Source organism: Amycolatopsis sp. FU40, from assembly GCF_021903635.1.
GTDB lineage: Bacteria > Actinomycetota > Actinomycetes > Mycobacteriales > Pseudonocardiaceae > Amycolatopsis > Amycolatopsis dendrobii.
In genome coordinates this window covers 7,843,457-7,870,244 of record NZ_CP091381.1, presented here as the reverse complement: position 1 = coordinate 7,870,244, position 26,788 = coordinate 7,843,457, and the positions used below count along the sequence as shown (strand labels likewise).

General features: G+C 69.0%; 26 protein-coding genes. 5 read left to right on the top strand and 21 right to left on the bottom strand.

Going from position 1 to position 26,788, the window contains the following annotated elements; translation table 11 throughout:
• Position 1: 1 nt before the first annotated feature.
• The 7 genes from L3Q65_RS37090 to L3Q65_RS37060 are packed head-to-tail and all read right to left on the bottom strand — an operon-like array spanning position 2 to position 6,498.
• Complete coding sequence (locus tag L3Q65_RS37090) at positions 2 to 1,015, bottom strand: lysylphosphatidylglycerol synthase transmembrane domain-containing protein (protein ID WP_370648144.1); 1,014 nt, start codon at positions 1,013 to 1,015, stop codon at positions 2 to 4.
• Positions 1,016 to 1,029: 14 nt separating this feature from the next.
• A complete protein-coding gene (locus L3Q65_RS37085) occupies positions 1,030 to 2,274 on the bottom strand; it encodes an acyl-CoA reductase (protein ID WP_182893669.1) in 1,245 nt (414 codons plus the stop codon).
• Positions 2,271 to 3,323: an acyl-protein synthetase gene (locus L3Q65_RS37080; RefSeq protein ID WP_182893668.1), complete on the bottom strand. Its 1,053-nt coding sequence runs from the start codon at positions 3,321 to 3,323 to the stop codon at positions 2,271 to 2,273. The genes L3Q65_RS37085 and L3Q65_RS37080 overlap by 4 nt, the downstream gene beginning before the upstream one ends.
• A complete protein-coding gene (locus tag L3Q65_RS37075) occupies positions 3,320 to 4,729 on the bottom strand; it encodes an AMP-binding protein (RefSeq protein WP_182893667.1) in 1,410 nt (469 codons plus the stop codon). Before L3Q65_RS37075 ends, L3Q65_RS37080 begins: the two co-directional genes overlap by 4 nt.
• Before the next feature lie 56 nt (positions 4,730 to 4,785).
• Entirely contained in the window at positions 4,786 to 5,517 is a 732-nt protein-coding gene (locus tag L3Q65_RS37070) for an SDR family NAD(P)-dependent oxidoreductase (protein ID WP_237597752.1), read from the bottom strand.
• Positions 5,510 to 5,755 (bottom strand): acyl carrier protein, encoded by a 246-nt coding sequence (locus L3Q65_RS37065; RefSeq protein WP_037807632.1) that lies wholly within the window; start codon positions 5,753 to 5,755, stop codon positions 5,510 to 5,512. The genes L3Q65_RS37070 and L3Q65_RS37065 overlap by 8 nt, the downstream gene beginning before the upstream one ends.
• Positions 5,756 to 5,766: 11 nt before the next feature.
• Positions 5,767 to 6,498: a UDP-N-acetylglucosamine acyltransferase gene (locus L3Q65_RS37060; protein ID WP_237597751.1), complete on the bottom strand. Its 732-nt coding sequence runs from the start codon at positions 6,496 to 6,498 to the stop codon at positions 5,767 to 5,769.
• A 191-nt stretch (positions 6,499 to 6,689) separates the two neighbouring features.
• Between L3Q65_RS37060 and L3Q65_RS37055 the strand changes: the two genes are divergently transcribed.
• Both L3Q65_RS37055 and L3Q65_RS37050 read left to right on the top strand, forming a co-directional pair.
• A complete protein-coding gene (locus tag L3Q65_RS37055; protein ID WP_182893665.1) occupies positions 6,690 to 7,796 on the top strand; it encodes a DegT/DnrJ/EryC1/StrS aminotransferase family protein in 1,107 nt (368 codons plus the stop codon).
• Complete coding sequence (locus tag L3Q65_RS37050) at positions 7,793 to 8,746, top strand: Gfo/Idh/MocA family protein (protein WP_182893664.1); 954 nt, start codon at positions 7,793 to 7,795, stop codon at positions 8,744 to 8,746. Before L3Q65_RS37055 ends, L3Q65_RS37050 begins: the two co-directional genes overlap by 4 nt.
• Here the strand turns inward: L3Q65_RS37050 and L3Q65_RS37045 are convergent, their stop codons facing one another.
• The 7 genes from L3Q65_RS37045 to L3Q65_RS37015 all read right to left on the bottom strand — a co-directional run bounded on the left by L3Q65_RS37045 (position 8,747) and on the right by L3Q65_RS37015 (position 14,736).
• Positions 8,747 to 9,484, bottom strand: coding sequence for a hypothetical protein (locus L3Q65_RS37045; protein WP_182893663.1), 738 nt, complete (start codon positions 9,482 to 9,484; stop codon positions 8,747 to 8,749).
• On the bottom strand, positions 9,481 to 9,981 hold the full coding sequence (locus L3Q65_RS37040) for a SigE family RNA polymerase sigma factor (RefSeq protein ID WP_182893662.1): 501 nt from the start codon (positions 9,979 to 9,981) through the stop codon (positions 9,481 to 9,483). Before L3Q65_RS37040 ends, L3Q65_RS37045 begins: the two co-directional genes overlap by 4 nt.
• A gap of 121 nt (positions 9,982 to 10,102) precedes the next feature.
• Positions 10,103 to 10,675, bottom strand: coding sequence for a Uma2 family endonuclease (locus L3Q65_RS37035; RefSeq protein ID WP_237597750.1), 573 nt, complete (start codon positions 10,673 to 10,675; stop codon positions 10,103 to 10,105).
• An 84-nt stretch (positions 10,676 to 10,759) separates the two neighbouring features.
• Positions 10,760 to 11,377, bottom strand: a complete 618-nt coding sequence (locus tag L3Q65_RS37030; RefSeq protein WP_237597749.1) for a DapH/DapD/GlmU-related protein — start codon at positions 11,375 to 11,377, stop codon at positions 10,760 to 10,762.
• Complete coding sequence (locus tag L3Q65_RS37025; protein ID WP_237597748.1) at positions 11,377 to 12,561, bottom strand: glycosyltransferase family 4 protein; 1,185 nt, start codon at positions 12,559 to 12,561, stop codon at positions 11,377 to 11,379. The genes L3Q65_RS37030 and L3Q65_RS37025 overlap by 1 nt, the downstream gene beginning before the upstream one ends.
• Before the next feature lie 70 nt (positions 12,562 to 12,631).
• Entirely contained in the window at positions 12,632 to 13,561 is a 930-nt protein-coding gene (locus tag L3Q65_RS37020) for an NAD-dependent epimerase/dehydratase family protein (RefSeq protein ID WP_043837832.1), read from the bottom strand.
• A 26-nt stretch (positions 13,562 to 13,587) separates the two neighbouring features.
• Complete coding sequence (locus tag L3Q65_RS37015; protein WP_182893660.1) at positions 13,588 to 14,736, bottom strand: DegT/DnrJ/EryC1/StrS aminotransferase family protein; 1,149 nt, start codon at positions 14,734 to 14,736, stop codon at positions 13,588 to 13,590.
• Between the two features lie 114 nt (positions 14,737 to 14,850).
• Between L3Q65_RS37015 and L3Q65_RS37010 the strand changes: the two genes are divergently transcribed.
• Together L3Q65_RS37010 and lhgO are read left to right on the top strand one after the other, a co-directional pair.
• Complete coding sequence (locus L3Q65_RS37010) at positions 14,851 to 17,937, top strand: BTAD domain-containing putative transcriptional regulator (protein WP_182893659.1); 3,087 nt, start codon at positions 14,851 to 14,853, stop codon at positions 17,935 to 17,937.
• A 61-nt stretch (positions 17,938 to 17,998) separates the two neighbouring features.
• Positions 17,999 to 19,183, top strand: a complete 1,185-nt coding sequence (lhgO, locus tag L3Q65_RS37005; protein ID WP_037807063.1) for an L-2-hydroxyglutarate oxidase — start codon at positions 17,999 to 18,001, stop codon at positions 19,181 to 19,183.
• Between the two features lie 29 nt (positions 19,184 to 19,212).
• Here lhgO and L3Q65_RS37000 read toward each other — a convergent pair whose 3' ends face one another.
• The 3 genes from L3Q65_RS37000 to serS all read right to left on the bottom strand — a co-directional run bounded on the left by L3Q65_RS37000 (position 19,213) and on the right by serS (position 22,063).
• Complete coding sequence (locus L3Q65_RS37000) at positions 19,213 to 20,214, bottom strand: DUF3558 family protein (protein WP_182893658.1); 1,002 nt, start codon at positions 20,212 to 20,214, stop codon at positions 19,213 to 19,215.
• Between the two features lie 80 nt (positions 20,215 to 20,294).
• Positions 20,295 to 20,768 carry a hypothetical protein gene (locus L3Q65_RS36995; RefSeq protein WP_182893657.1) on the bottom strand — a complete coding sequence of 158 codons (474 nt, stop codon included), beginning with the start codon at positions 20,766 to 20,768 and terminating at the stop codon, positions 20,295 to 20,297.
• A 26-nt stretch (positions 20,769 to 20,794) separates the two neighbouring features.
• The gene (gene serS / locus L3Q65_RS36990) at positions 20,795 to 22,063 is read right to left on the bottom strand and encodes a serine--tRNA ligase (RefSeq protein WP_182893656.1); all 1,269 of its coding nucleotides are present in this window, start codon (positions 22,061 to 22,063) and stop codon (positions 20,795 to 20,797) included.
• Positions 22,064 to 22,215: 152 nt separating this feature from the next.
• Here serS and L3Q65_RS36985 point away from each other — a divergent pair, with 152 nt between their 5' ends.
• A complete protein-coding gene (locus tag L3Q65_RS36985; protein ID WP_182893655.1) occupies positions 22,216 to 23,496 on the top strand; it encodes an aspartate aminotransferase family protein in 1,281 nt (426 codons plus the stop codon).
• A gap of 50 nt (positions 23,497 to 23,546) precedes the next feature.
• On the opposite strand, the gene L3Q65_RS36980 is transcribed toward L3Q65_RS36985, so the two are convergent.
• Genes L3Q65_RS36980 through L3Q65_RS36965 form a run of 4 tightly spaced genes read right to left on the bottom strand, consistent with a single transcriptional unit; the run spans position 23,547 to position 26,787 of the window.
• Positions 23,547 to 24,461, bottom strand: coding sequence for a haloalkane dehalogenase (locus tag L3Q65_RS36980; protein WP_237597747.1), 915 nt, complete (start codon positions 24,459 to 24,461; stop codon positions 23,547 to 23,549).
• A 37-nt stretch (positions 24,462 to 24,498) separates the two neighbouring features.
• Positions 24,499 to 24,951 (bottom strand): DUF350 domain-containing protein, encoded by a 453-nt coding sequence (locus L3Q65_RS36975; RefSeq protein ID WP_182893653.1) that lies wholly within the window; start codon positions 24,949 to 24,951, stop codon positions 24,499 to 24,501.
• Positions 24,952 to 25,005: 54 nt separating this feature from the next.
• Complete coding sequence (locus tag L3Q65_RS36970) at positions 25,006 to 26,172, bottom strand: glutathionylspermidine synthase family protein (RefSeq protein WP_182893652.1); 1,167 nt, start codon at positions 26,170 to 26,172, stop codon at positions 25,006 to 25,008.
• Positions 26,173 to 26,787, bottom strand: a complete 615-nt coding sequence (locus L3Q65_RS36965) for a hypothetical protein (RefSeq protein ID WP_182893651.1) — start codon at positions 26,785 to 26,787, stop codon at positions 26,173 to 26,175.
• Position 26,788: the final 1 nt, after the last annotated feature.

Genomic DNA, 26,788 nt, shown 5'->3' with positions numbered 1-26,788 from the left:
CTCAGGCAGCGTCGACCGGAACGGACCGTCGAGCGGCCATCTTCGCGGCGAGCGCGGCGAAACCGGCGGTGAGCAGGTCCGCCACCGTGAACATCACCCGCGAGGCGACCGCGAACGCCGTCGCCTGGCCGACCGTCAGGCCGCTCGCCGTGAGCACCGCGACCTGCGCGACCTCGCGGACGCCGACACCGCTGGGCAGGATGAACGCGAAGGTGCCAACCGTCATCGCGACAGCCATCGCGCCCACGCACAAGATCAAGCCGCTGAAACCAGGGGCGCCGACGGAGTTCGCCAGCAGCCACAGGTGCACACCCTGCAGCACCCACGCGCCCATCGACGCGCCGAAGGTCTTGAGCACCACGCCCCAGCCGAGCGGCTCGGCCAGCGGCGGACGACGCAGGATCTTCAGGACGAGCGAGGTGCCCCAGGTCAGGATCCGGGGGTGCAACAGCGCGAGCCCCACCGGGATCAGCACGAACAGCCACATCGCCCGCGGGCTGTTGCTGAAGACCGCGGGCGCGGCCAGCAGCGACACGACCAGCGCGGAAACGACACCGACGCCGAGCTGGATCAGCGAACCGGTGAAGATCCGGGCGCGCGCCAGGCCAGCCTTGCGGCCGAGCTCCATCTGCAACAGGTACGCCCACACCGAACCTGGCACGTACTTGCCGAGCGAGCCGACGAGGCAGATCTGCGCGCCGCGGGCGTAACCGATCGGCTTGCCGAGGTGGTCGACCAGGATCTGCCAGCCCCACGTGGACACCATGATCGACAGGATCAGCGCCACCAGGCTCAGCGCGGAGGACTGCCAGGCGACATCCGACAGCGTGTGCCAGAACTCGTCCCAGTTGGACGCCAGGCTCTTCGCCGCGAAGCCGATCACCAAGAGGATGGCGACCCAGCGCACGACGTCGAGCACCCGCGCCTTGGTGGACTTGCGGGCTTTTCCGGTGGTCGGGGCGTCCTCAGTGGACGGGGTGTCGTCCCCCGGCGTCTCCGTACGAACGGTCGTCACTGCCTCTCAGCTCCTCAGGCCTGTACCGTGACCAGCCGGCTGAACTCGGACAGCAGATCGTAGCCGTCCCAGACCCCGGCGAACGTGAGGGCCGAACCGAAGGGCACGACCCGGTCCACCCCCCGTCCGGCGAGCGCCGTCACGAATCCGGTCAGTTCCTCGCGGGTGAACCCGAACTGGCTCACTGTCTGGTCCTTGCGCTGCACGATCGGCACCAGCTCGTCCAGCGACGCCACCGAGGCGTTCGCGAACGTGCCCGCGCCCAGCCATTCGCGCGGCATCACCGTGGCGTCGGCCAGCTCAAGCGTCGCCAGCGCGTTGCCGTCGAAGCGGATCGACGACACCAGCCCGTCGACCGCCGCACCGTAGGCCGACACCCGCTTCTGCACGGCCATCGCCGGCTCGGTGACGTGCTGTTTCGCTGCCAGCACCTCGGCGAGCAGCCCGCGGAACTCCTGTCCGGCGGCCTGCGCACCCGTCGCGTCGCCAACCCAGAACACCGCGCGCGGCGACGAGCAGGCGGCCTGGTCGAACCAGTACGAGTCGTTGTAGAAGCCCTCGGCGGCGGCCTTGCGCTGCTCCGGCGCGGCCTCCTGCCAGCCGCGCACCGACGCGATCGCGAACGACGAACGGTCCGGGAAGGTGAGGTCTCGCGCGTGCGGGGCCAGCGGGTACTTCCGCAGCGCGGCCACGGAAGCGTCGCCGCCCCAGATCACCCGCAGGTCCGCGGCCAGCGACAACGCGCCGCTGACCTCGTCGCTGCGGTCATAGGTGACCATGCGCTGGGTGGCGCGGATGGTGGCCGCGGTCTCCGGCGACACGTCTTCCATCGCCGCGTTGAGCGCTTCCAGCACGGCTTCCGCCGCACCGGCGGAACGCGAAGACACGCGCACGACGTTGCTGTTGCCCGCCAAGGCCGACAGCGCCCACGAGTACACGAAAATGGTGTCCACGTTGGCTGGCGGCACGTGGAAAACGAGCCCGCGCGGGAACCGCAGCGAGTCGCCATTGGTTTCCAAAGTGGACAGTGACTTCGCGAGTTCTCCCTTGCGCAGGAAGAAGCCCAGCGAGGCCAGCTCCGGGAAACGTCGCGCCAGCGCGGGCGCGAGCAGCTTGCGCGCGAACTTGGTGACGAACTCGACCACCCGCGGGTCGCCGACCGTCAGCCTGCCGCCGGGCGGTTCCTCGCGCAGCTCGTCCAAGAGCGCGCCGACCGAAACCGATTCGCCGAGCGGAAAACGCTGTTCCAAAGCACTCACGCGGCCGCTCCCTGGAACGTGTCCGAGCATCCGCGAGCCTCAGCCTTCGGCAGCCTGCCCAGCACGGAGAAGTGCTTGCCCGGCCAGTCGCCGTCGTCGATTCCGTTGTAGACGCCAAGGTCTTCGGTGAGCAGCACGTGTCCCGGGTACGAGCGAGGCAGCGTGCTCACCACCTCGATGACACCCGGTTTGCCGACCGGCTGCTCTTCCCAGGTCTCCGGGTCGCGGATCACGACGTCGGCGAAATCGGGGCAGTACAAGGAGTTCCCGGACGGGCCCTCGAGGAACACGGTGCCGATCTGCTCGATCATCCCGTAGTAGTTGTGGATCCGGGTGAGACCGGTGTCCTCTTTGAACCGCCTGCGGAACTCGCTGTTGTCGACCGCTCGGTCGATCAGCTTCTTCCAGCCGCCGGAGTGGATGAGGATGCCGTTCGACAGATCGAGCTTGTGCTCGCGGGCGACCTCGTAGAGGTACTGCCACACCATGAACGTGAAGCCGAAGATCAGGAAGGGCTTGTCGCCGTACTCGGCGAGGAACTTCCGCACGGCCTCGACGTCCGGCTTGTCGTTCTCGTCCAGCACGTAGGTGTGCTTGCGGCCGAAGTTCGCCATGCCGAGCACGCCCGCGCCGCGCGCGGAGAACGAACGGCGGTTCTTGATGATGCCGATCGTGTCGACCATCAGCATCGGCAGCCGCTCGCCGCCCAGCACCTCCTGCAAGGTGGCGCCGAGCTGCTTCGTCTGCGCGCCCGCCGCTTCCTTGTCCAGGTAGATCCGCGACGCGCCCGCCCCGGTGGTGCCCGAGGACGTGAGGGTCTTGAAGACCTCGGCGTCCGGAATGGACTTCAGGTCGTGCGTCTTGAACATGCGCACCGGCAGCCACGGCAGGTCCGCGATCGTGGCGAACGACGCGTCCGGCGCGAAACCGAGCGAGGCGAGGATGCGCTCGTACCCGGCGGAGTTCGCCCGGTGGTGCGCGGTCAGCTCGGCGAGCTCAGGGAGCAGCGCCGCCTCTCGCTCCGCCTGCGAGCGCGTGAACACACTCATACCCGTCCTTCCAGCGACCGGTAGTCGATCTTCCCGCTGGCCAGCAGCGGCACTGTGTCGATCGGACGCACGTCGAACCCGCTGGCGTGCAGGTGCAGCCGCTCGGCCAGCGCCCGAGCCGCGTCCTTGCAGATCGCCTTCGCGCCGTCGCCCTCGGGCAGTTCGGCGAACAGCACGACCTTGTCTCCCGCGGGTACCGCGGCCACCACGTCGATGCCCACCGCGGCGGTGCGCACGGCCTGCTCCAGGTCGTCCAGGCTGACCCGGTTGCCGAACACCTTGCCGATCCGCTTGAGCCTGCCGGTGATGTACAGGTACCCCTCGTCGTCGAGATACCCGAGATCCCCGGTGGCCAGCGTTCCGCCGTATTCGTCGCCCGCGCTCAGCCCTGCTTCGTCCTCGGCATAACCCATCATCACGTTAGGTCCACGGTAAAGGACCTCACCGACAATTTTGGGATGCGTGGTTTCCTCGCCGTCGTCGCGGCGGATGGCGAACGAGCCGCCCGGCAGCGCCGGACCGGCCGAGCCGATCTTGTCCGCGAGCCGCTCGGCGGGCACCGTGGTCATGCGCGGGGACGCCTCGGTCTGGCCGTACATGACGTACATCCGGCCGCCGACCGCGAGCATCTTGTCGTTGAACTCGGCGACCAGGTCGTCCCGCAGCTTTCCCCCCGCCTGGGTGAGGGTGCGCAGCGTCGGGTACTTCGCCGGGTCGAATTTCAGCCGGCGCAGCATTTCGTAGTGATAGGGCACGCCGGACAGCGAAGTCACGCCGTGTTCCTTCACTGAATCCCAGAATCCGCGGCCAAGAACACCAGAAGATTCGATAACCACTGTCGCACCACGCAAAAGGTGCGAATTCAGCACCGAAAGCCCGTAGCTGTAATGCAGCGGCAGACAGGTCGGCGCGACCTCCTCCGCGTCGATCGCCAGCACCTGCGCGATGGCGTCGGCATTGGCCAGCAGGCCTTGCCGGGACAGCCGGACGAGCTTCGGATTGCCGGTGGAACCGCTGGTCGGGAGCAGAACGGCGAGGTCCGGATGCGGGACAGCGCCATCGGCCGCCTCGCGCACCCAGTGCCCGTTTTCGGCCCGGTAGCCCTGCGGCGCGTCCGCTTCGGGCGCGGCCAGCACGGCGGCGGGCCGGAACCGGGTGATCAGGCCTTCGAGCACCTCGGCGTCGAGCGCGGGGTCGATCAGCGCGATCGCCCGTCCCGCCTCGAACGCGCCGAGGTACCGCAGCACGCTGTCCAGGTCCAGCGACATCCGCGCGAACAGCACGCCGGGCGGGAGCTCCGCCAGCGCGGCCGCGGACTGCTCGACCTCCGCCGTCAGCTCGTCGCCCGCCAGCGTGCGGCCCCCGGCCACATCGACCAGCCGGGACCCTTCGCCAACCAGATTCACCGAACCTCCTCGTCGTGCTCGTGAGTGTTCATGCCGGCGAGAACCGGCATCAGGACTCACAACACCAAGCCGCCGTCGATGCCCAGGATCTGGCCGGTCACGAAGGCCGCCTCGTCGCTCGCCAGGAACCGGATCGCCTTCGCGACCTCCTCGGGCTTGCCGAGCCTGCCCAGCGCCGTGTCCTCGATGCGCTCGGCGATGACCTTCTCGCCGAGGTGGGACGTCATGTCGGTCTCGATCACGCCGGGCGCCACCGCGTTGACGCGGATGTTGTGCCTGCCCAGTTCCTTCGCCGCGGACCGGGCGATGTTGCCGACGGCGGCCTTGGAAGCGGCGTACGCGGTCTGCCCCGCGCTGCCGTTCTCGCCGACGATCGAGGCCAGCAGGACGATCGCACCGGACTTGCGCCTGCTCATCACGCGCGAAGCGGCCTGCACGGTGTTGATCGTGCCGCCGACGTTCGTCTTGAACATGCGGTCGACCAGGTCTTCGCTGATCATGCCGAGCAGCGCGTCCTCGAGAACGCCGGCGTTGGCGACGACGATGTCGAGCGCCCCGTGTTCCTTCGCGACGCCGCGCACCAGCGACGAAACCGCCTTCGCGTCGGTGACGTCCAGCGCGAGACCGGCCGCGGCGCCCGCCTCGGCGGCGACTTCCTTCGCCCGGCTTTCGTCCCGTCCGGTCAGCACGACGGTGGCGCCCGCTTCGACGAGCGCGCGCACGGTGGCCAGCCCGATTCCGCGCGTCCCGCCCGTGACGAGCGCGACGCGTCCGGTCAGATCAGTCATTCTTGGACACGAGGTCGGTGACCATGTCGACGGCGACCTTGAAGCTCGACATGTCGATCACCTGGTCGGTGTCGAATTCGATGTCGAACTCGTCCTCGATCGCGGCGACCAGCGCCATGTGCCCGACCGAGTCCCACGCCTCGATGTCGCGGTACTTGAGGTTCTCGACGTCCACGTCCCCGTCGAGGTCCAGCGCCTCGACGAAGACCTCGCGCAGCTTGGGGGCGACTTCCGACATCTTCACAGCTCCTAGTGTTCTTCGCGCGGGCGTGCGTCCCACGCCCTCACCAAGGTAGAGAGGTCTTCCGGGAGCCCGTCGTCCGGGAGGTCGCCTTTGCCCTTGACCCACGGGCCGAGCGCCTCGACGGTTGCCTCGTCGAGGCCACGACGCGACAAGCCCACAGTATTGACGCCCGTGACCCGGGCCGGGTTGCCGACCGTGATGGTGAACGCACCCACCTCGCGGCGGACCGCCGAACCCATCCCGACCATCGCGCCGGGGCCGATGCTGCCGCCCTGGTGCACGACCGTGCCCATGCCGAGGTTCGCGAACGGCCAGACGTGCGTGTGCCCGCCGAGCATGACGTTGCAGGCGAGCGTGACCTGGTCGTCGACCAGCACGTCGTGCCCGATGTGGCTGCCGCGCAGCACGTAGCAGTCGTCGCCGAGCGTCGTGGCGCGCCAGGTGCCCTGCTGGATGCTGGTGTACTCGCGGATCCGGTTGCGGCTGCCGACGACGACGCCGTGCCCGTCCTGAGCCGGGTCGCCGGTCGGCGCGCCCTCCCAGGCGACCGGGTGCGGACCGCCCCGGTCCTCGCCCGGCGTGCCGATGGTCACGTGCGGTCCGATCCAGTTCCCGTCGCCGATGCGAGCCGGGCCGACGATGACCGTGTAGGGGCCGATGACGTTGCCTTCGCCCAGCTCCACGCCCTCGCCGACGACCGCCGTGGGGTGAATCCGGTTGGGTGCCGCAGGTGACACAGTCGGTGTTCCGTTTCGTCGCTTCCGGCCTGGACGGCCTGGGGTCAAGGGCTGGCGGCGGCGCCCGGTAACGTGTGGCCCGCGTGCATGCAGGGTGGCCGGGCGCAGAACCGGCGGCTTTCCGGCCTCGCGGCCGGAGCGCCTAGCACTGTACCGGACGCATAGAAATCCCCAGCCGAGAGAGACTGCCGATGATCCCCATTACCGTGGTCGACGTCCGAGACGCGGAGGACCTGGTCGTCGAGGTGCTGCGATCCGGCGCCATCGCTCAGGGGCCGATGGTCAAGCGCTTCGAGGAGGCGTTCGCGCAAGTCGCGGGCACGAAGCACGCCATCGCCGTGAACAACGGGACGACCGCGCTCGTCGCGTCGCTGCAGGCGCTGGACCTTCAGCCCGGGGACGAGGTGGTGACCTCGCCGTTCACCTTCGTCGCGACGCTGAACGCGATCCTGGAGGCGGGCGCGACCGTCCGGTTCGCCGACATCCGGCGCGACGACTTCGCGATCGACCCCGACGCGGTCGCCGCCGCCGTCGGCCCGCGCACCAAGGTGCTGATGCCGGTCCACCTGTACGGCCAGACCGCGGACATGGGCAAGCTCGCCCCGCTCGCCGCCGAGCACGGGCTGCGCGTCATCGAGGACTCCGCGCAGGCCGTCGGCGCGTCCTTCGAGGGCAAGCAGGCCGGGTCGTACGGCATCGGCTGCTTCTCGCTGTACGCGACGAAGAACGTGACCACCGCCGAGGGCGGCGTGATCACCACGGACGACGACGCGCTCGCCGACAAGCTGCGCGTGATGCGCAATCAAGGCATGAAGGCCCGCTACCAGTACGAGATGGCCGGCCACAACTACCGGATGACCGACCTGCACGCCGCGGTCGGCATCCCGCAGCTGGAGAAGCTCGACCAGCTCACCGCGGCCCGCCAGGCGAACGCGAAGCGGCTGTCCGAGGGTCTCGCCGGCACGCCGGGCCTCGAGGTGCCGCAGGTGCTGCCGGGCCGCGAGCACGTGTGGCACCAGTACACCGTGCTGGTCGGCCCGCACGCGATGCTGTCGCGCGAGGAATTCGCCTCCGCGCTGACTGAAAAGGGCATCGGCAACGGGATCTACTACCCGAAGATCGTCTTCGACTACGACTGCTACCGCGGGCACCCGCTGATCCCGGACGCTCGCGTCGAGGACTTCCCGGTGGCGTCCGCCGTTGCCGCGCAGGCGCTTTCGCTCCCGGTGCACCCGCATCTGACCGAATCCCAGCTGGACCGGATCATCGAGGCCGTTCGCGAGGTACTTGGCGCATGACACACCGCATCGCACTCGTCGGCACCGGCAACATGGGCTCGCTGCACGCGCGGGTCCTGTCACAGAACGACCGGGTGGACCTGGCCCGCGTGATCGACCCCCGCGAGGAAGCGGGCCGCGCGGTCGCCGAACGCTACGAAACCCAGTGGACGCCGGAAATCGGCTCGCTGTCCGATGTGGACGCCGTCGTGCTCGCCTCGGCCACCGAGGTGCATTACGAGCTGGCGCAGGAGATTCTCGGCCAGGGCAAGCCGATGCTGGTCGAGAAGCCGGTGTGCAACAGCCTCGAGTTCTCGCAGGAAATCGTTGCCCTGTCGGCGAAGAAGGACGTCCCGCTGATGTGCGGGCTCCTGGAGCGCTACAACCCGGCCGTGATGACCGCGCGGGCGCTGGTGAACGAACCGGTGCACCTGATGGCGCGCAGGCACGGCCCGTACGCGCCGCGGATCAAGACCGGCGTCGCGTGGGACCTGCTGGTGCACGACGTCGACCTGGCGATCCAGTTCTTCGGCGGGTCGACCCCGAGCCGGGTCACCTCCAGCGCGGGGTACTTCCACCCGCAGTCGGTCACCGGGGCCGAGGACACCATCGAGACGGTGCTGTCGTTCCCCGCCGGGCTGGCCACGGTGTCGGCTTCGCGGCTGGCGCAGCGCAAGGTCCGGTCGCTGATGGTGTCCGAACTGGACCGGATGATCGAGATCGACCTGCTGCGCCGTGACGTGACGATCTACCGGCACGTCTCGCACGATTCGGTCACCCCGGACGGCCTCGGCTACCGGCAGCAGACCGTCATCGAGATCCCGGAACTGGTCACCGCGCGCGAACCGCTGGCGACCCAGCTGGACCGGTTCGTCGACCTGCTGGAGGGCAAGGTCGACGCGGACGTCGAGCGGGCGCTGATCCTGCCGTCGCACGAGGTCGTGGCGCAGGTTCTGGCCGAAGCCGCCTGATTATTTGGTGAGACGTTTGCCGTCCGCGGAGTAGGCGACCAGCGGGGTCGCCCGCTCCGCGGACGGTACGTCGTCCTGGTCGAACCAGAAGACGACCACGTCGGGGTCCTCGCTCCAGCGCGCCGTGTGCGCCGGGATCGTGCGACCGTCCACTGTGGTCTCAATTCGCGCGGCCGGCCCGCTGAAGTAGCCGTACACCGGCACCCAGATGTCGGACACGGTGGTGCCGCCCGAGGTGGCGTGGAAGCCGAAAGAGCGGTCCTCGCCTTCGGATTCGTTGGCGAGGTAGAGCGGACGCAGGTTGCCGTCCGGCTCGTACAGGCTGGCCATCACTCCGAATTGGACAGTCGGCAGGTTGTCCGGATCGTCGATTTCCGTTGCGTAGAAGACAAGTTCCGCGCCATCAGTGTAGGTGCCGGTGGAGATCACCTCGCCGAGCGGCCGCGATTCGGCCGATGTCGGAGCCGGCAGCGGAGTCGACGAAGACACGCTCGTCACCATCGGCGGCGGCGACGCGGCCGCGTGCACCTGCTCCGGCGCCCCGCCCGGCGACCGCAGCCAAGCCGCACCGAACACGACGGCGACCACGGCCACGGCCGCCCCCGAGGACGTCAGAAACCGCCGCCGACGCCGGATCCGCCCGCCCTCTTTGAAAATCCGGTCGAGATCGGGCGCCGCGAAGGGTTCCGCGGGCGCTTCCTGAAGCGCGGCGCGCAATCGGTCGAGTTCGTCAGTCACGCGCTCACCTCCCCGACCAGCGCGTCGCCGTCCACGCGCAGTTTCGCCAGCGCCCGGGAATTGGTGCTCTTGACCGTGCCGACCGACACGCCCAGTTCCTCGGCTACTTGGTGTTCCGGCAAATCAAAGAAATGCCGGAGAACGACTACGGCGCGTTCCCGCGCGGTGAGCCGGGCCAATGCGTCGGAAAGCCATTCCCGATCGGTGACGGCGTGCGAAATGTCCGGCACCTTCGGCGGTTCCGGCATCTCCTCGGTGGCGTATTCGCGGATCGGGCGGCGCCACATGTCGATGACGTGATTGGCCAGAACGCGCCGGGCGTAGGCGTACGGGTTCTTGCGCCGCACCCTGGGCCAAGCGGCGTAGGTGCGGGTGAAGGCGGTCTGGGCGGCGTCTTCGGCCTGGTGGCGATCGCCGGTGAGCAGGTAGGCCGCGTGGGTGAGCCGAGCGGAACAGGACCGCACGAAGTCGGCGAACTCGTCGTCCCCGCGCACCATCCACCTCTGTTTCCCGGTTGCCTTGCTGTCCAGGTTACGGGGGCGGGAGACGTGCGTCGATGTAATGGCTGGTCAGTCTTGTCTCAACGGCGACGCATGGTGTTCGGGGAGGTGCCCGACGTCAGCGCTGCGCGCGAGGGTCGATGAGCGCGTTCAGGTCTAGCTTCACCGGTGCGCCCGCGACCTCGAGTTCGACGCTGCCGGAGTACTCGCCGAAATTCTCGTAATCGCCGTCGATGAGCCGGTAAGCAATCATGCTGACCGGCGGATCCAGATCGACAACCCAGTAATGCTCGATCCCGGCATCGGCGTACTCGAAAAGCTTCGCACCAAGCTCGACGTGTTTGGTGCCCGGGGACAGCACCTCGATCACCAGCTCGGCGTCAGCCGCCGCGATCCGGGCCGGGTTGGCTTCCGCGACCTCAGCCGAGGTCACCACGACATCCGGGACACGGATCGTCAGCGGCGTCTCGCACAGGAGCAGCTCCGCCTCGGCACCGGCGCTCATCTCCGGGCAGAGCTGCTCGTCGAGCAGGAACGCCAACCGCGTCACGGACCGCAGGTGGAACCACAACGGACGCGGCGACACGGACGGAACCCCTTCGACAACCTCGATCCGGACCTTCGGGTTCTCCGGAAGGTCCGCCCAGTCGTCAAGGGTCAGGAGGTGGTGAGGCCATTCAAGGACACTCATGAGATCTCCTTCACCGACAGTGACTGAGAGTAGTGTCCCATGTTACCCGGAGCATCCGCCAGCGCGTGACGCACCGTGTCCGAATCACTTCCCCGTGAAGTCGCCTGACGGGGAACCCCACCCGGACGAGTCGTCCGACAGCGCTCGGCGGCGGGCGTTCTCCTCGCGGACCCGCTTCACCTCCGCCTCGATGTACTCCTCGTCGTAGCGCTGGAAGACGCGCGCCGGATTGCCCGCCACCAGCGAACGCGCCGGGACGTCCTTCGCGACCACCGAGTTCGGCTGCACCGTCGCGAAGTCACCGATCGTGACGCCCGGCATGATCACCACGAGGCCGCCGATAAAGCAGCCTTTGCCGATTTTCACCGGCTTGCGTTCGATCAGATCGCTGCCGGAATGGTTTTCCAGCGCCATGTTCGCGAGCCAGCTCGAATGCGTGAACACCAGCGTGTTCAGCCCGATGCTGGTGTGCTCGCCGATTTCCAGCCCGCCGCTGGCGTCGAGGGTCGCGCCCTCGCCGATCCAGCAGTGCTCGCCCATCGTGAGGTTGCCCGGGCTGACGATCTTGACTCGCTCGCGCACCCGGCACGATTCCGGCAGGCCGTAGAACGCGGCCCGCTCGGCGTCGTTCATGTACTGCGAAACGAGGTCGTTCAGGATCATCGGGCGCAGCCGGTTGCTGCGCTCGTCGTCGAAGAACATCAGTTGTCCGCCACCAGTTTCGTGAGCACCCGCAGGTGTTCCTCGGCCACTACGTCCAGTCCGAAGTTGTCCCGGACCATCGAGGCTTCGCGTTCGGCGATGCGCGCGCGCTCCTTCGGATCGTCCAAAAGGGACAGCACGGTGGACGTGACCGCCTCGGAATCGTTCGGCCGCACCAGCAGGATGTTCTCGCCGTTGTGCAGTTCGATGCCGGGGTAGTTGTCCTCGGCGACCGACGCGATGGTCGCCGTACCCGACAGCATCGCCTCGAGCGACGCGGTGCCGCAGCCGCCGTTGAGGTCGTGCGTGACGATGTCCGCGGCCGCGAAGTACGCGGGCACGTCCGCCTTCGGCACCGCGCCGGTGACGATCAGCGCGTCGGAGACGCCCAGTTCCTTGGCCCGCTGCTGGAACGCGTCGTGATACACCCGGCCGACGATCACCACGCGCAGTCCGGGGTGCCGTTCCAGGATCGCGGGCAGCGCCTCGATCAGCGGCAGCCGGTTGCGCAGCGGGATCACGTGTCCGAGCGACACGATCAGCGGCGCGTCCCCGATCTCCAGTTCCGCGCGCACGTCCTTGGTCACCGGCTTGGCGAAATGCCCGGTGTCCACCGCGATCGGGAAGTACTCGGAGTTTTCGTCGCTCGTGCCGTAGCGCTCGACGCAGTAGTCCACGCCGAGCTTGTCGAGAATGACGAAGCGCGGGCGCAGGTACTTCAGCACCGGGTTCACCAGCATCGCGTCGAGCGCCCGGAACACGCGCCCGTACATCTTGTTCTCGCTGATCAGCAGCGTGTGGATGGTCAGCAGAACGGGCAGCTTGCGCCGACGCGCGTAGATGCCGACCATCCAGGACAGGTCGAAGAACTGCCCGTGCAGGTGCACCGCGTCCGGTTTGAACTCGTTCAGCAGCTTCCACAGCCGCCGCCAGTTGCCCGGCCGCATCGACGCGAACGTCATGTCGAAGTCGATCGACAGGCCGAGCTGCGGCATTTTCACCGCGGGGAGGCGCACGACGCGGTATCCGTCGCGCTCCTCTTCCGCCGGCGCGTCACCGTAGGCAGCGGTGATCGCCAGCACTTCGTGTCCGGCAGCCGCGTACTCGGCGGCCAGTGAGGCCGACATGTGCGCGCTCCCGCCCACGCGCGGCGGGAAGAAGTTGTTCACCACCACGATCCGCATGGGCTTTCCTTCGGCCGGGCCCGCAGTGCTCATTACGCATTCCCCTCGGAAGACGCGCCGACGGCGAGGCTCACTCGGAGTCCCGCACCAAGGCGCGCATGCCCTCTTCGACGGTGATCTGCGGCTCCCAGCCGAGCACCTCGCGGGCCCGGGTGATGTCCGCGGCACGGCGGGACACGAGGACGTCGCGCTTGTTGAACACCGGCTCGACGTCGACGCCGACCGCCTCGATCAGGATCTTCGCCAGGGTGGCGATCGAGGTGTCGATGCCGGTGCCGATGTTGATCGGCAGGTTCGACTGCTCCGACTCCAGCGCGGCGACGACGCCCTTGGCGAGGTCGGTCACGTGCACGAAGTCCATCGACTGGTCGCCCGCGCCGTCGATGATCGGCGGCTGGCCGGCGCGCAGGCGCTGGATGAAGTGGTTGATGACCGAGGTGTAGTACGCCTCGATCTTCTGGCCGGGGCCGTACACGTTGAAGAACCGCAGCGCGTTCCAGGACAGGCCCTTGGTGCGCTCGTAGAAGCCGAGCAGGTCCTCGCCCGCGCGCTTGGAGATGCAGTACGGGGTGAGCGGGTTCAGCTTGTCGTCCTCGTGCATCGGCAGCTTCTCCGGCTCGCCGTACACCGAGGCGCTGGAGGCGAACACCAGGCGCTCGACGCCCTCGTCGGCCGCGGCCGCGAAGACGTTGTTGTTGCCGACCATGTTGATGTCGATCGACTCGCCCGGGTCCGCGATCGACTTGTTGATCGACACGGTGGCGAAGTGGATCGCGTGCGTGCAGCCCCGCATGGCCTCGCGGACGCCGACGCCGTAGCGCACGTCCTTCTCGACCAGCTCGACCTTGCCGGTGGCGACGAACTCGTTGACGCGGTCGCGGTCGCCGCGGGTCATGTTGTCGAAGATCCGGACCGTGTAGTCCTTCTCCAGCAGGATCGGGATCACGTGCGAGGCGATGAAACCGCCGGCGCCGGTGAAGAAAACTTTCTTGTCGGACATGGGTTCTCCTCAGGGAGGTCGGCGGGTCAGGAAAGAGCGGACACGGCTTCGCGCACGGTGGTGACCACGCGCTCGACTTCGCTGTCGGTGAGTTCCGCGTGCATCGGGATCGCCAGCTGGCGGCGGAAGGCGTCGGCGGAGACGGGCAGCGGCTGCTGCTCGCCGTACACCGGCTGCAGGTGGGAGGCGTAGGTGCCGAAGTTGCACTGCACGCCCTGCTCGCGGATCCGCAGGGCCAGCGCGTCGCGGCTGATCTCCGGGGCCACCGTCATCAGGTATGCCTGCCACGGGTGCTCGCGGTCCGGGGCCTCGACCGGCACGGTCAGCGCGTCGACGTCCTCGAACGCCTCGTGGTAGCGCTTGGCCACCGAGCGGCGGGCGGCGAGCAGGTCGGGCAGCCGGTCGAGCTGGACGCCCATGATCGCGGCCTGGATGTCCGAGAGCCGGAAGTTCCAGCCGAGCTCGTGGAAGGACGGGATCGGCAGCGTGTCCGAGCCTTCGCGGCTGATCGCCGGCTCGATGCCGTAGGTGTGGATCTTGCGCGCGTGCGAGATCAGGTCCTCGCGGTCCGAGACCAGCGCGCCCCCCTCGCCCGCGGTGATGCCCTTGCGGCCGTGGAAGGAGAACGCGGCCAGGTCGGCGAGGCTGCCCGCCGGGCGGTTGCGGTAGGTCGCGCCCGCGGAGCAGGCGGCGTCCTCGAACAGCCACAGGCCGTGCTTGTCGGCGATGGCGCGGTACTCGTCGAAGTCGCCGGGCTGGCCCGCGACGTCGACGGCGAGGATGCCGACCGTGCGCGGCGTGATGAGCGCTTCGATCGCGGCCGGGTCGGCGCTGAAGATGTCCGGGCGGATGTCGGCGAAGACCGGCTTCGCGCCGGCCTGCAGCACGGCGTGGCCGGTCGCCGGGAAGGTGTAGTCGCCGACGATCACCTCGTCGCCGGGCTGGACGCCAAGCACCTTCAGGCCCAGGAACAGGGCGGAGCCGCAGTTGCTGGTGGTCAGCGCGTGCGCGGTGCCGGTCAGCTGCGCGAACCGCTCCTCGAAGCGACGGCACGCCGGGCCCGCGCCGGCCAGCCAGCCGGAACGGAACACTTCGGCGACGGCTGCGAGCTCTTCGTCGCCGACGGTCGGCTTCCCGAGCAGGACGGGTTCGCCCACTGTAGATCTCCTGTGCATCGGGGTGTCCCGCATTGCGCGGGGTCGCGCCAAAGTGTATAGAAGTCGCGTTTGCCGCCTGTTTCGGGGACAGAACCCACGGGTAAGCACCCGTTCCGGGCATAGGCTCACGGGATGCGGATCGGGGTGCTGGGGGCCGTCGTCGCGTGGGACGGCACGGGCGGGACGGTCGCCGTGGGCGGCCCGCGAGGCCGGGCGCTGCTGGCGTTGCTCGCGGCGGACGCCGGGCGGTTCGTGTCCGCCGAGCGGCTCATCGACGGGCTCTACGGCGAGGAACCGCCGGACGGCGCGGCCAACGCGCTCCAATCACAGGTCTCGCGGCTGCGCAGCGCGCTGAAACTGCCGATCGAACTCACCTCGGCGGGGTACCGCCTCCGGATCGAACCGGACGAAGTGGACGTGCACCGGTTCGAGCGGCTGGCCGGTGAAGGCCGTCGCGAACTGGCCGAGGGCGATCCGACGCGGGCCAGCGACCTGCTCGGCGAGGCGCTCGCGCTGTGGCGCGGACCGGCGTTCGCCGATGTCCCGGCGGTACCGGCGGTAGAGGTCCAGGCCACCCGGCTGACCGAACTGCGGGCCGAGGCGGCCGCCGACCGGGTCGACGCGGAGATCTCGCTCGGCCGCGCCGCCGACGTCCTCGACGAGCTGCGCTCCGCTATCGCCGAGCACCCGCTGCGTGAGCGGCCGCGTGCCCAGCTGGTGCGGGCCTTGCACGCGGCTGGCCGGACCGCCGAGGCACTGGCCGCGTTCGAGGACGCCCGCCGCACGCTCGCCGACGAACTCGGCGCGGACCCTGGTCCAGACCTCACCGAGGCGCATCTGGCCGCTTTGCGCGGCGAGTCAGCGAACGCCGCGACACCGTTGCCGGCGCAGCTCACCAGTTTCGTCGGGCGGGACAGCGAACTGCGGCAGGTCGCCGATCTCCTGCGGCAGGCCCGGCTCGTCACGCTGCTCGGTCCGGGCGGGACCGGGAAGACCCGGCTGGCCATCGAAGCCGCGGCGGACGCGGGACCGTGCGTCTTCGTGGAGCTGGCCCCGCACGTCGCGGACGACGTTCCGCAGGCCGTCCTCACCGCGCTCGGCCTGCGCGAGGGAGCCCGCGGTCGCCAGGACCCCGTCGACCGCCTTGTCTCGGCCTTGCGCGATCAGGCGACGTTGCTGGTGCTGGACAACTGCGAACACGTCATCGCCGCAGCCGCGAGATTGGTCGCGCAGCTGCTGCTCGCCTGCCCCGGGCTGCGTGTGCTGGCGACGAGCCGGGAACCGCTTGGCATCACCGGCGAGCAGCTCGCGCCGGTCCCTCGGCTCGCCGTTCCGCCGCCGGGCGCTGAGTCGGTTGAGACCTACCCCGCGGTCCGGCTGTTCCTCGACCGCGCCCGGGCGAGCGACCCCGCCTTCCGGCTGACCGACGAAACGACGGCCGACGTCGTCCGGATCTGCACCGCGCTCGACGGCCTTCCCCTCGCGCTGGAACTGGCCGCTGCCCGCGTACGCACGCTGCCGGTCGCCGACATCGCCGCGCGGCTCGACGACCGCTTCCAACTGCTGGCCCGCGGCAGCCGCACCGCCGACGAGCGGCACCAGTCGCTTCGCGGCGTCGTGGAATGGAGCTGGGATCTCCTCGATGACGACGAACGCCGCCTCGCCCGCCGGCTGACCGTCTTCACCGGCGGCGCGACGCTCGCGTACGCCGAGCAGGTGTGCGACGCCCCCGTCGACCTACTCCCCGAACTCGCCGACAAGTCGCTCGTCGAACCGTCTAGCGGGCGCTACCGAATGCTGGAGACGATCCGCGCGTTCTGCGCGGAAAAGCTCGACGCCGCAGGCGAGACCGAACGCTTCCGGCACACACACGCGCAGGTTTTCCTGCGGCTCGTCGAGGAAGCCGACCCGAAGCTGCGTACCGCGGAACAGCTGGACTGGCTGCGGAAAATCGACGCTGAGTACGACAACATCGTGGCCGCGCTCCGGTGGTCGGCCGCGGCAGATCCGGCGACGGCCTTGCGGATCGCTACCGCGCTGTCGATGTATTGGTGGCTGCGCGGACGACGTTACGAAGGCGCGGCGCTGTCGATGGAAGTCGTGCGCCACTGCCAAGCGGAGCCGCCGGAGGGACACCGCGAGCAATTCCTCATGTGCTTGCTGACCGCGATGGCTGGCGCCCCGGAGGCGGCCGAGACGGCGAACTATCGGTCCTATGTGGAGCAATACCTAGTAGACAGTTCGTGGGCCCCGGAGCATCCGATGATGCTCATGCTGTCCGGCGTCGTGCTCGGACCGCCGGAGGACGACGACGCGCGGCTCCGGCTGTCCGGGCTCGAAAATCATCCCGATCCGTGGCTCACCGCGCTCGTGCCGATGGGCGACGGTCTGCGCTCGATGCTCGCCGGCGAACTCGACGAAGCCGAACGCGGTCTGCGAGAAGGCGAAGCGCGCTACCGGGCTCTCGGCGAACGCTGGGGGCTCTCGATGGCGCTCGACCACCTGTCGCAGCTGCTGGTGTTGCGCGGCCGTCACGAGGAAGCGCTCGCCGCGATGACCGAGTCCCTGTCGCTCATGCAGACGCTCGGCGCGACCGACGACTACGCGGACCTGCTGTGCCGTCGCGGCGACAGCCGCGCGTTGCGCGGCGACCTCGCGGGCGCGAAGGCCGACTACCAGCGGACCATCGAACTGGCCCACCGCACCGGGATGCCCGAGACGCGAGGCAGCGGTCATGTCGGCCTGTCCGGTGTCGCCCGCCGCTCCGGAGATCTGGCCGGCGCGCGGGCCCTCGCCGAGCAGGCGCTCGCTGAATGCACGGCGGACTCGTTCTCGGCCGCCATCGTGCGGGCCGCCGCGTCGATCGCGCTCGGCTGGATCGACGTGGCCGAACACCGCCCCGAGGATGCCCGGGGGCGGATGCGGCTCGGCGTCGAAACGGCGCACCGCTGGCACGACCACGGGTCACTGGCCACCGCGTTCGAGGGCGTCGCCGGGGTCTTCGCCGAGGAGGGCCGGTTCGCCGACGCCGCCGCCTTGCTCGGCGCGGCCGCCGCGGTGCGCGGGGCCGCCGTGCCCGGCCAGCACGATGTCGCGCAGGTCACCGCAGCCGCGGAGAAGGCGCTCGGACCGGACGGGTTCACCGCCGCGTACACCGCCGGTAAGCAGCTAGAACCGCATCGCCGCCTCGCGTTGGCCGGATTGTCCCCGGTTCAGTGAACGGGTACCACGCCGTCGGGGGGTACGCAGCGCCGCAGGAGAGCGCGTAGCCTTCCCTGCCGTGCGGAACGTAGTTGTGATCGGTGGGGGAATCGTCGGGCTGTCGGTCGCTTGGGAGCTGTCCCAGCGCGGCCAGGACGTGACGGTGCTCGAAAAGGAAGCTCGCTGGGCGGCGCACCAGACCGGGCACAACTCCAATGTCGTGCACGCCGGGCTCTACTACAAGCCCGGCTCGTTCAAGGCGCGGATGTCGGTTGGCGGCAACCGGTCCATTGTGGATTTCGCCAGGCAGTACGGGGTGCCCGTACAGGTGTGCGGCAAGCTCGTCGTGGCGACGCGCGAGGAGGAGATCCCCGCGCTGGACACGCTCGCCGAACGGGCCGAGGCCAACGGCGTGCCCGCCAAGCGGATCACCCCCGCGGAGGCCCGCGAGTACGAACCGGAGGTGTCCTGTGTCGCCGCGCTGCGCGTCGAGTCGACCGGGATCATCGACTTCCCCGCGGTGTGCGCGGCGCTCGTGCGACTGCTCGACGAGGCGGACGCGGACCTGCGGCTGAACACCCCCGCGCTGGGCATCCGCCCGGCTCGCGGCGGCGGCGTCGAGGTGGCCACCGGCTCCGAGGTGCTGCACGCGGACGCGCTGGTCAACTGCGCCGGCCTGCACGCCGACCGCGTCGCCGAAATGGCGGGCATCACACCGAGCGCGCGCATCGTGCCGTTCCGCGGCGAGTATTACGAGCTGAAGCCGGAGCGCCGCCACCTCGTGCGCGGCCTGATCTACCCGGTGCCGGACCCGACGCTGCCGTTCCTCGGCGTGCACCTGACCCGCATGCTGGACGGCAGCGTCCACGCGGGCCCCAACGCCGTGCTCGCGCTGCGCCGCGAGGGCTACCGCTGGGCGGACGTGTCGGTGAAGGATCTCGCCGACGTCGCCCGCTTCCCCGGCGCGTGGAAGCTCGCGCGCAAGTACGCGTACCCGACCGGTCTCGAAGAGGTGCTGCGGTCGTTCTCGAAGAAGCGGTTCGCCGCCAGCCTCGCGCAGCTCGTGCCCGCGGTGACCGAGGACGACATCGTGCGCCACGGTTCCGGTGTCCGGGCGCAGGCGCTGCGCCCGGACGGTTCATTGGTCGACGACTTCCTCATCGAGTCCACAAAGGACCAGGTGCACGTGCTCAACGCGCCGAGCCCGGCGGCGACGAGCGCGCTGGAGATCGCCAAGTACATCGCCGACCGGGTGACCGACTGAGCCGTCCTCGTCAGTCCGATGTAGACGGTTCAGGAAGGCAGATTCCCCGACACCATCGGGATTCCGGCCTTGATCGCGTCGCACGCCTTGGTCTTGTCGGCCAGCTGCCCGCTAACGATCTGGATCGAGGCGGTGTCCGAAACCGGGAGCCCGGCCGCGCAGATCACGCCGCCGGAATCGTTGAAGTTCGGGAACAGCGACCACTTCTTGCCGTTCACATCGATCTGCTCGGTCGGCGCGACCTCCATGCCGGGCCAGCGTTTCAACGGCACGTCCGGCCCGACCCAGACCTCGAACGGCTTCTGCCCGCCGTCTCCGTCGGTGTCCTTCCACAGGCAGTAGGTCACGTTCGGCGAGATGACCTTGGAACTGTCCAGTTCGCCGTTCGGCGCCATTTTCAGTTGCTGCGCCTGCTCCGGCTTCAGCAGCTGGCACGGATTGACCGACGCGAGCGGCCCGGTCGGCGCGGTGCCCTCCGGCGGCGTGCTCGGCGCGATCGACGGTGCGGGCTGCCCGCCCGGCAGATGCGCGGCGACCTGCGGGATGACCTTCTTCGTGCGCTCGCACGCCTGCGCGTCGTCCGGATAGGACACGCTCACGAAGGCGAACGACTTGGGCCCGAGCGTCGTGTACAGATCGCAGCTGCCGCCCATGAACCCGGCGTAGCGCGTCCACGCGAATCCGCCTAGCTGTACCGGGTCGGCCTTCTTGAGGGCGCCCTGGAGGTAGTCGTCGAGGCTCAGATCCACCGACCAGCCGACGGACATGACCACCGTGTGCTCGGTGTCCGTCGCGGTCCACAGGCACATCGCGGGCGCGCGCTGTTCCTTGCTCGCCTTCACCGCCCTGCCCTGCGGCTTGTAGCCAAGCCCGGCGAGCTGCTTCGCGTCGAGAAGCTGGCACGGCTCGACGACCGGCGTGACCGGCCCCTGCCCCGGCACCGGCGAAGCCACGCCGCTCACCTGCTGCGTGCACCCGGCGAGCAGCATCGCGACCGCCGCCAGGGCGACCGCCGCTTGTTTGAACCTCATCGGCTGTTTCCTCCTCCGCCGAGCACCCTACTGACCAGCGGGGTTCCGCACCTGCGGAACCGGAAGGAACAACCCGGCGATCACGGTTTCGGCACTGCTCGGCGCACGACGGCCGCGGACACCCCGGACGCCACCACGACCACCGCGGCAGCGGCGATCGCGATGGCCATCGTGGCGGCGCTCACCTGCGGCCGGAAGGGATGCGAGTTCGGCACCAGCAGCACCACGCCGGAGCCGATCACCGCGAGCAGCAGCCCGAACAGCCAGATCCGCAACGAGCCTTGGCGAAGCGTCGCGAGAAACTGAGTGTCCGCGGACTGGAACAGCGGGCGCCGATCCCGCCCACGGACCAGCATGACCCCGTTGACGACGAGGCAGAACGCCGCGCCGCCGATCGAGATCAGCCCGAACCGGAACGACGCGTGCGTCCCTTTTTCCGCGGCGAAGAGCAGCCAGCCCGCGACCGCGAGCGCGGCGAAAGCCAGCGCATAGTCCACTGTGGCCAGCACACCGGCCTTGCGCAGAGCGGGAATCAGGGCTCTGTCGGATTCCATCTGAGGTTGTCTCGCCTTCGCGAAGTTCAGCGCTTGACCGGCTCCAGCACCTCGAGCCCGCCGAGGAACGGCCGCAGCGCGACCGGCACCCGGACCGAACCGTCGGGCTGCTGGTGGTTCTCCACGATCGCGACGATCCAGCGCGTGGTCGCCAGCGTGCCGTTCAGCGTGGCGGCCGTCTGCGGTTTGCCGTTCTCGTCGCGGTAGCGGACCGACAGCCGCCGCGCCTGGAACGTGGTGCAGTTGGACGTCGAAGTCAGCTCGCGGTAGGTCTCCTGCGTCGGGACCCACGCCTCGCAGTCGAACTTGCGGTAGGCGGACGTGCCGAGGTCGCCGGTCGCGGTGTCGATGACCCGGTACGGGACCTCGATCGCGGCGAGCATGTCCTCTTCCCAGCCCAGCAGCCGTTCGTGCTCGGCCTCGGCGTCCTCCGGCTTGGCGAAGACGAACATCTCGACCTTGTCGAACTGGTGCACCCGGATGATGCCGCGGGTGTCCTTGCCGTACGACCCGGCCTCGCGGCGGTAGCACGACGACCAGCCCGCGTAGCGGCGCGGACCGGCGGCGAGGTCGAGGATCTCGTCCGAGTGGTAGCCCGCGAGCGGCACCTCCGACGTGCCAACGAGGTACAGGTCGTCGTCGCGCAGCCGGTACACCTCCGACGAGTGCGCGCCGAGGAAGCCGGTGCCGGCCATGATCTCCGGGCGGACCAGCGACGGCGTGATCATCGGCGTGAAGCCGTTCGCCGTCGCGCGTGCCACGGCCATGTTCAGCAGCGCGAGCTGCAGCTGCGCGCCGACGCCGGACAGGAAGTAGAACCGCGAGCCCGACACCTTCGCGCCGCGCTCCATGTCGAGCGCGCCGAGGCCTTCCATCAGGTCGAGGTGATCGCGCGGGGCGAAGTCGAACGACGGCACCTCGCCGACGGTCTTCAGCACGGCGAAGTCGTCCTCGCCGCCGATCGGCGCGTCCGGGTGCACCAGGTTCGGCAGGATCCGGAACAGCTTGTCGAACTCTTCGGACGCCTCGTTCTGCTCGACCTCCGCGGCCTTGACCTGCGCCGACAGGTCCTTGGCCCGGGCGAGCAAGGCGGGCTTGTCCTCGGCGGAGGCCTTCGGCACCTGCTTGGACACGGACTTCTGCTCGGCCCGCAGTTTGTCGGCGGTGGCGATCGCAGAGCGGCGGCGCGTGTCGAGGTCGAGCAGCTTGTCGACCACTCCCTCGTCCTCGCCACGGGCACGCTGCGACGCGCGCACGGCTTCCGGGTCTTCGCGCAGAGTCCTGGGGTCAATCACGGACAGAAGGGTAGTCGCAGGCCAGCCACGACTTCGACGCGGTTTCCCGTACACACTGTGCGGGGCACTGAAGACAACCCGACAGTCTGATCGTTGTCGCCCGTTTCCCGCGCTCCCCATACTCGCTAGAACCCGGAGCGGAGGGAACTCACATGACCGACGACCTGCTCGCGCGCCACCGCGCGGTGCTCCCGTCCTGGATGTCCCTGCTGTACGACGAGCCGATCGAAATCGTGCACGCGCAGGATCGCCGTCTGACCGATTCCGCCGGCCGCACCTACCTCGACTTCTTCGCGGGCGTGCTCACCAACGCCATGGGCTACGACGTCCCCGCGATCAGCGACGCCGTCCGCAAGCAACTGGACACCGGTGTCCTGCACACCTCGACGCTCTACCTGATCCGCTCGCAGGTCGAACTGGCCGAGCGGATCGCGGAACGCTCCGGCATCCCGGACGCCAAGGTGTTCTTCACCAACTCCGGCAGCGAGGCCAACGACACCGCGCTGATGCTCGCCACCCAGTACCGCCGCAGCAACCAGGTGCTGGCGATGCGGAACTCCTACCACGGCCGGTCGTTCGGCACGGTCGCGATCACTGGCAACCGCGGCTGGTCCGCGTCCTCGCTGAGCCCGATCAAGGTCAACTACGTCCACGGCGGCTACCGCTATCGCAGCCCCTTCCGCGACCTGCCCGACACCGCTTACATCGACGCCTGCGTCGCCGACCTGGTGGAACTCCTCGAGACCGCCACCGCGGGCGACGTCGCCTGCCTGATCGCGGAGCCGATCCAGGGCGTAGGCGGCTTCAGCTCCCCGCCGGACGGCCTGTTCAAGGCGATGAAGGAAGTCCTGGACGAGCACGGCATCCTGTTCATCTCCGACGAGGTCCAGACCGGCTGGGGCCGCACCGGCGACCACTACTGGGGCATCCAGGCGCACGACGTGGTCCCGGACATGATGACCTTCGCCAAGGGACTGGGAAACGGCCTGGCCGTAGGCGGTGTGGTCGCTCGCGGCGACGTCATGGACTGCTTCCAGGCGGAGTCCTTCTCTACCTTCGGCGGCAATCCAGTCTCCATGCAAGGCGCGCTGGCCGTCCTGGACTACATCGACGAGCACGACCTGCAAGCCAACTGCAAAGCCCGAGGCGACCAGTTGATGCGTGGCCTGCGCGCGGCGAACAGCCCCTTCGTCGGCGAAGTCCGCGGCAAGGGCTTGATGATCGGCGTAGAACTCGTCGAACCCGGCACCACGACGCCGAATACCGTTGCCGCCAAGCAAATGCTGGAAGAAACGAAAAAGCGCGGCCTGCTCATCGGAAAGGGCGGCCTGCACAAGAACGTCCTGCGCATCGGGCCGCCGATGACGCTGACTGAAGCCGAAGCCGCCGAGGGGCTGCAGATCCTGGTCGACTCGCTGGCCGCCCTGTCCTGACCCCTTGTGAGTGCCTATGCCGGTTCTAACCGGCGTAGGCACTCACAAGGTCAGCGGCGGACGAACCGCGCCACGTGCTCGGCGAGAACCTCCCCCGCGTCCTCCTGCAGAAAGTGCCCGGCCCCGGCCACCGTCGGGTGGTCCAGTCCAGTCGCCCCGCGCATCGACCGCTGCAGAATCGGCCCCATCGCCCCAGTAATCGGATCCCCGTCCGAAAACGCGCACAAGAACGGCACGTCCAGCTCAGTCAACGTCGCCCACGCCGCCCGGTTCGCCTCCGACGCCGGGTCATCCGGCCGAGTAGGCACCAATCCCGGCATCGCCCGCGGTCCAGCCTTGTACATCTCATTCGGGAACGGCGCGTCGTAAGCCGCCCGAATCTCTTCCGACAGCGGCGTCTGGCACCCGGCCTGCACGCACCGCCCGACGTCCAGAATCTGCGCGCCCTCCACGGCCTCCCGGAACTTGTGCCACACCGGAGGCATGTCCACATCCCCGGTAGGCAACCCGGTATTGGCCGCCACTACCCCGGCGAACCGCCCCGGGTGCTCGGCCACCAGGCGCAGCCCGATCAACCCGCCCCAGTCCTGCCCGACGACCGTGACCCCTTCGAGCCCGAGGACGTCGAACGAGAACCGGCGCATCCACTCCACGTGCCGTGCGTAGCTGTGGTCGACGATCTCCGCGGGCTTGTCCGACCGGCCGAACCCGACCAGGTCCGGGGCGATCGCCCGCAGCCCGGCGTCGGCCAGCACCGGAAGCATCTTCCGGTAGAGGAACGACCAGCTCGGCTCGCCGTGCAGCAGCAGGACGGGCGGGCCGTCCGCGGGCCCGGCCTCGATGTAGCCGACTCTGATCAGCCCGCCGTCCGGGTCGGACAGGTCGGTGTACTGAGGTTCGAAGGCGAAATCGGGCAGGTCCGCGAACCGGTCTTCCGGCGTCCTGAGGAGTCGCACGGGTCCCACGTTAGTGGGAACGGGACCGCGCGGCAGTGCGCGAACGCTACGAAATCGCTACCGCGACGACCAGCCCGAGCCCCAGGTGCGCCGCCGCGACGACGACGCTCGCCGGCGCGAACTTCTCGCTCTGGATCGTGGACCCGACGTCGATCCGGGTCGCCCACTCCAGCAGCCGCACCGCCAGCACCTGGACGATGACCCCGATCAGGCCGTAGACCAGCGAGGTGATGAGCCCGGCGGTCAGATCGCTCGCGGAGCTGTAGATCGCCACGACGACGATGAACGCCATCGACAGCAGCCCGGAGGCGGTCACGATCACCGCGTTCGGCAGCCCGCGGGTGACGAGCTTCGACAGCTTGCCCGGCGTGGTGAAGTCGATCGCGTAGAAACCGGCGAACATCAGCAGCAGGCCGACGATGCCGTACAGCAGGATCGCGCCGATACCGCGCACGAGGTCGGAACCGAACGTTGCGGGCAACGCGAGCGTCGAGGTCACGGGGTCTCCCTGGATGGCCAATTCAGCCAGTTGAATCGGACATCCAGGGTTGTATCACGACTCCGGGATCCGGTGCGGCACAAACGCCGCGCCGTCGTCGGTGACGAGTCCGCTGGTCTCCCGGATGCCGAGGCCAGCCGCGGAGTCGCCGACGATCCACGCACCGAGCGCGGGCCGGTACCCGTCGAACTCGGGCAGCGGGTCGAACGCCTGGTAGACGTAGCCTTCCGCGCCGTAGACGCCGTCCGTCTGCGTCTCGTACCCGGTGGCCACGATCTGCACGTTCGCGCCCTCGCGGCCGAGCTTGGGCTTGCGCACGTACTCGGTGAGCAGGCCGGGGTCGTCGGCGAACGCGGGCAGCAGGTTCGGATGCCCGGGGTAGTTCTCCCACAGCACGGCGAGCAGCGTCTTGTTCGACAGCAGCATCTTCCACAGCGGTTCGACCCACAGCGTGCGCGGCATGGTCTCCACCGCGAACTTGCCGAACTCCTCGTCGACCACCCATTCCCACGGGTACAGCTTCACCACCGTGGACATCTGCGCCTCGGCGAGATCGACGAACCGCTTGAGCACCGGGTCCCAGCCGATCTCCTCGATCGCGAGCCCGACCGTGTCGAGCCCGGCCTCGGCCGCGGTCTCTTGCAGGTACGCCGTGGTGACGTGGTCCTCGCCGCTCGGATCGGCTGCGGACCAGGTGAAATGCAGTTCGTTCGACGGCAGCTTGCCGCCGATCTCCTCCCAGCGTTCGACCAGCTTCTCGTGGATCGAGTTCCACTGGTCGTCCTCGGGGAAGACGTCGGTCTTCCAGTGCCACTGCAGCAGCGACGCCTCCAGCAGCGTGGTCGGCGTGTCCGCGTTGTACTCCAGCAGCTTGGCCGGCGATTTGCCGTCGTAGCGCAGGTCGAAGCGGCCGTAGACGTGCGGGTCCTGGCGCTTCCACGACTCCGCGATGTGCGGCCACACCCACTCCGGGATGCCGAAGCGCTGGTACTGCTCGGTGGTCACGACGTTGTCGACGGCCTCCAGGCACATCGAATGCAGCAGTTCGACGTCCGCCTCGAGCGAGAGCACCTCGTCCATGTCGAAGACGTAGTGCACCGATTCGTCCCAGTACGGCCGGGGCTTGCCGGTGCCGTCGCGCGCCGGGGTGCCGTAGACCAGGCCCTGCTCTTCGACGATCCGCTGCCAGTCGCGGCGCGGTTCCCGCCGGTCCCGATACACCTATGAGCCTCCGCTCTTCCCGGTCCCGCCGAAGCTGCTGCCGCTCTTGCCGCTGATGCCGAACCCGCCGCGCTGGACGCTGGTACCCGACTTGGTCGTGACGTTGGTGTTGCCCGACGGCGCGGTGTAACTGCCGCCGGACACGTGCTGGCCGATGTTGCCGGTGCCGCCGTAGTTGTAGCGGTACTGGCTGTACCCGCCCCCCGGTAGCGGGATGATCCAGAACCCGCCGCTGTAGTGCCCGTGGTTGGCGACCGCGTAGTCCTCAGAGCAGTACTTGTCGTCCTGGATGACCCCGTCGGACGAGACGCAGGACGCGGTCATCTCGGAGGGCTTCGCGATCGTGTAGAACGTCGCGACGAGCCCGACGAGTCCGACGGTGACGCCGCTCCCGATCAGGATCTTGCGTTTCGTGGCCGCCTTCGCGTCGGCCGCCTCCCGTGCCGCGACGGCTGCCTGCCGTTCGCGTTCCTGGTCGGCGATGGCCTGCTTGCGGGCCCGTTGTTCGGCCACCGAGGGCTGCCGCGGCTGCGTGTTCGCGTCCTGGAAACGCATCGAACCCGGCTTCTTCGGCTCCTCGGGCGGCTGCACGCCGCTGTTGTCGTCCTGCGTCATG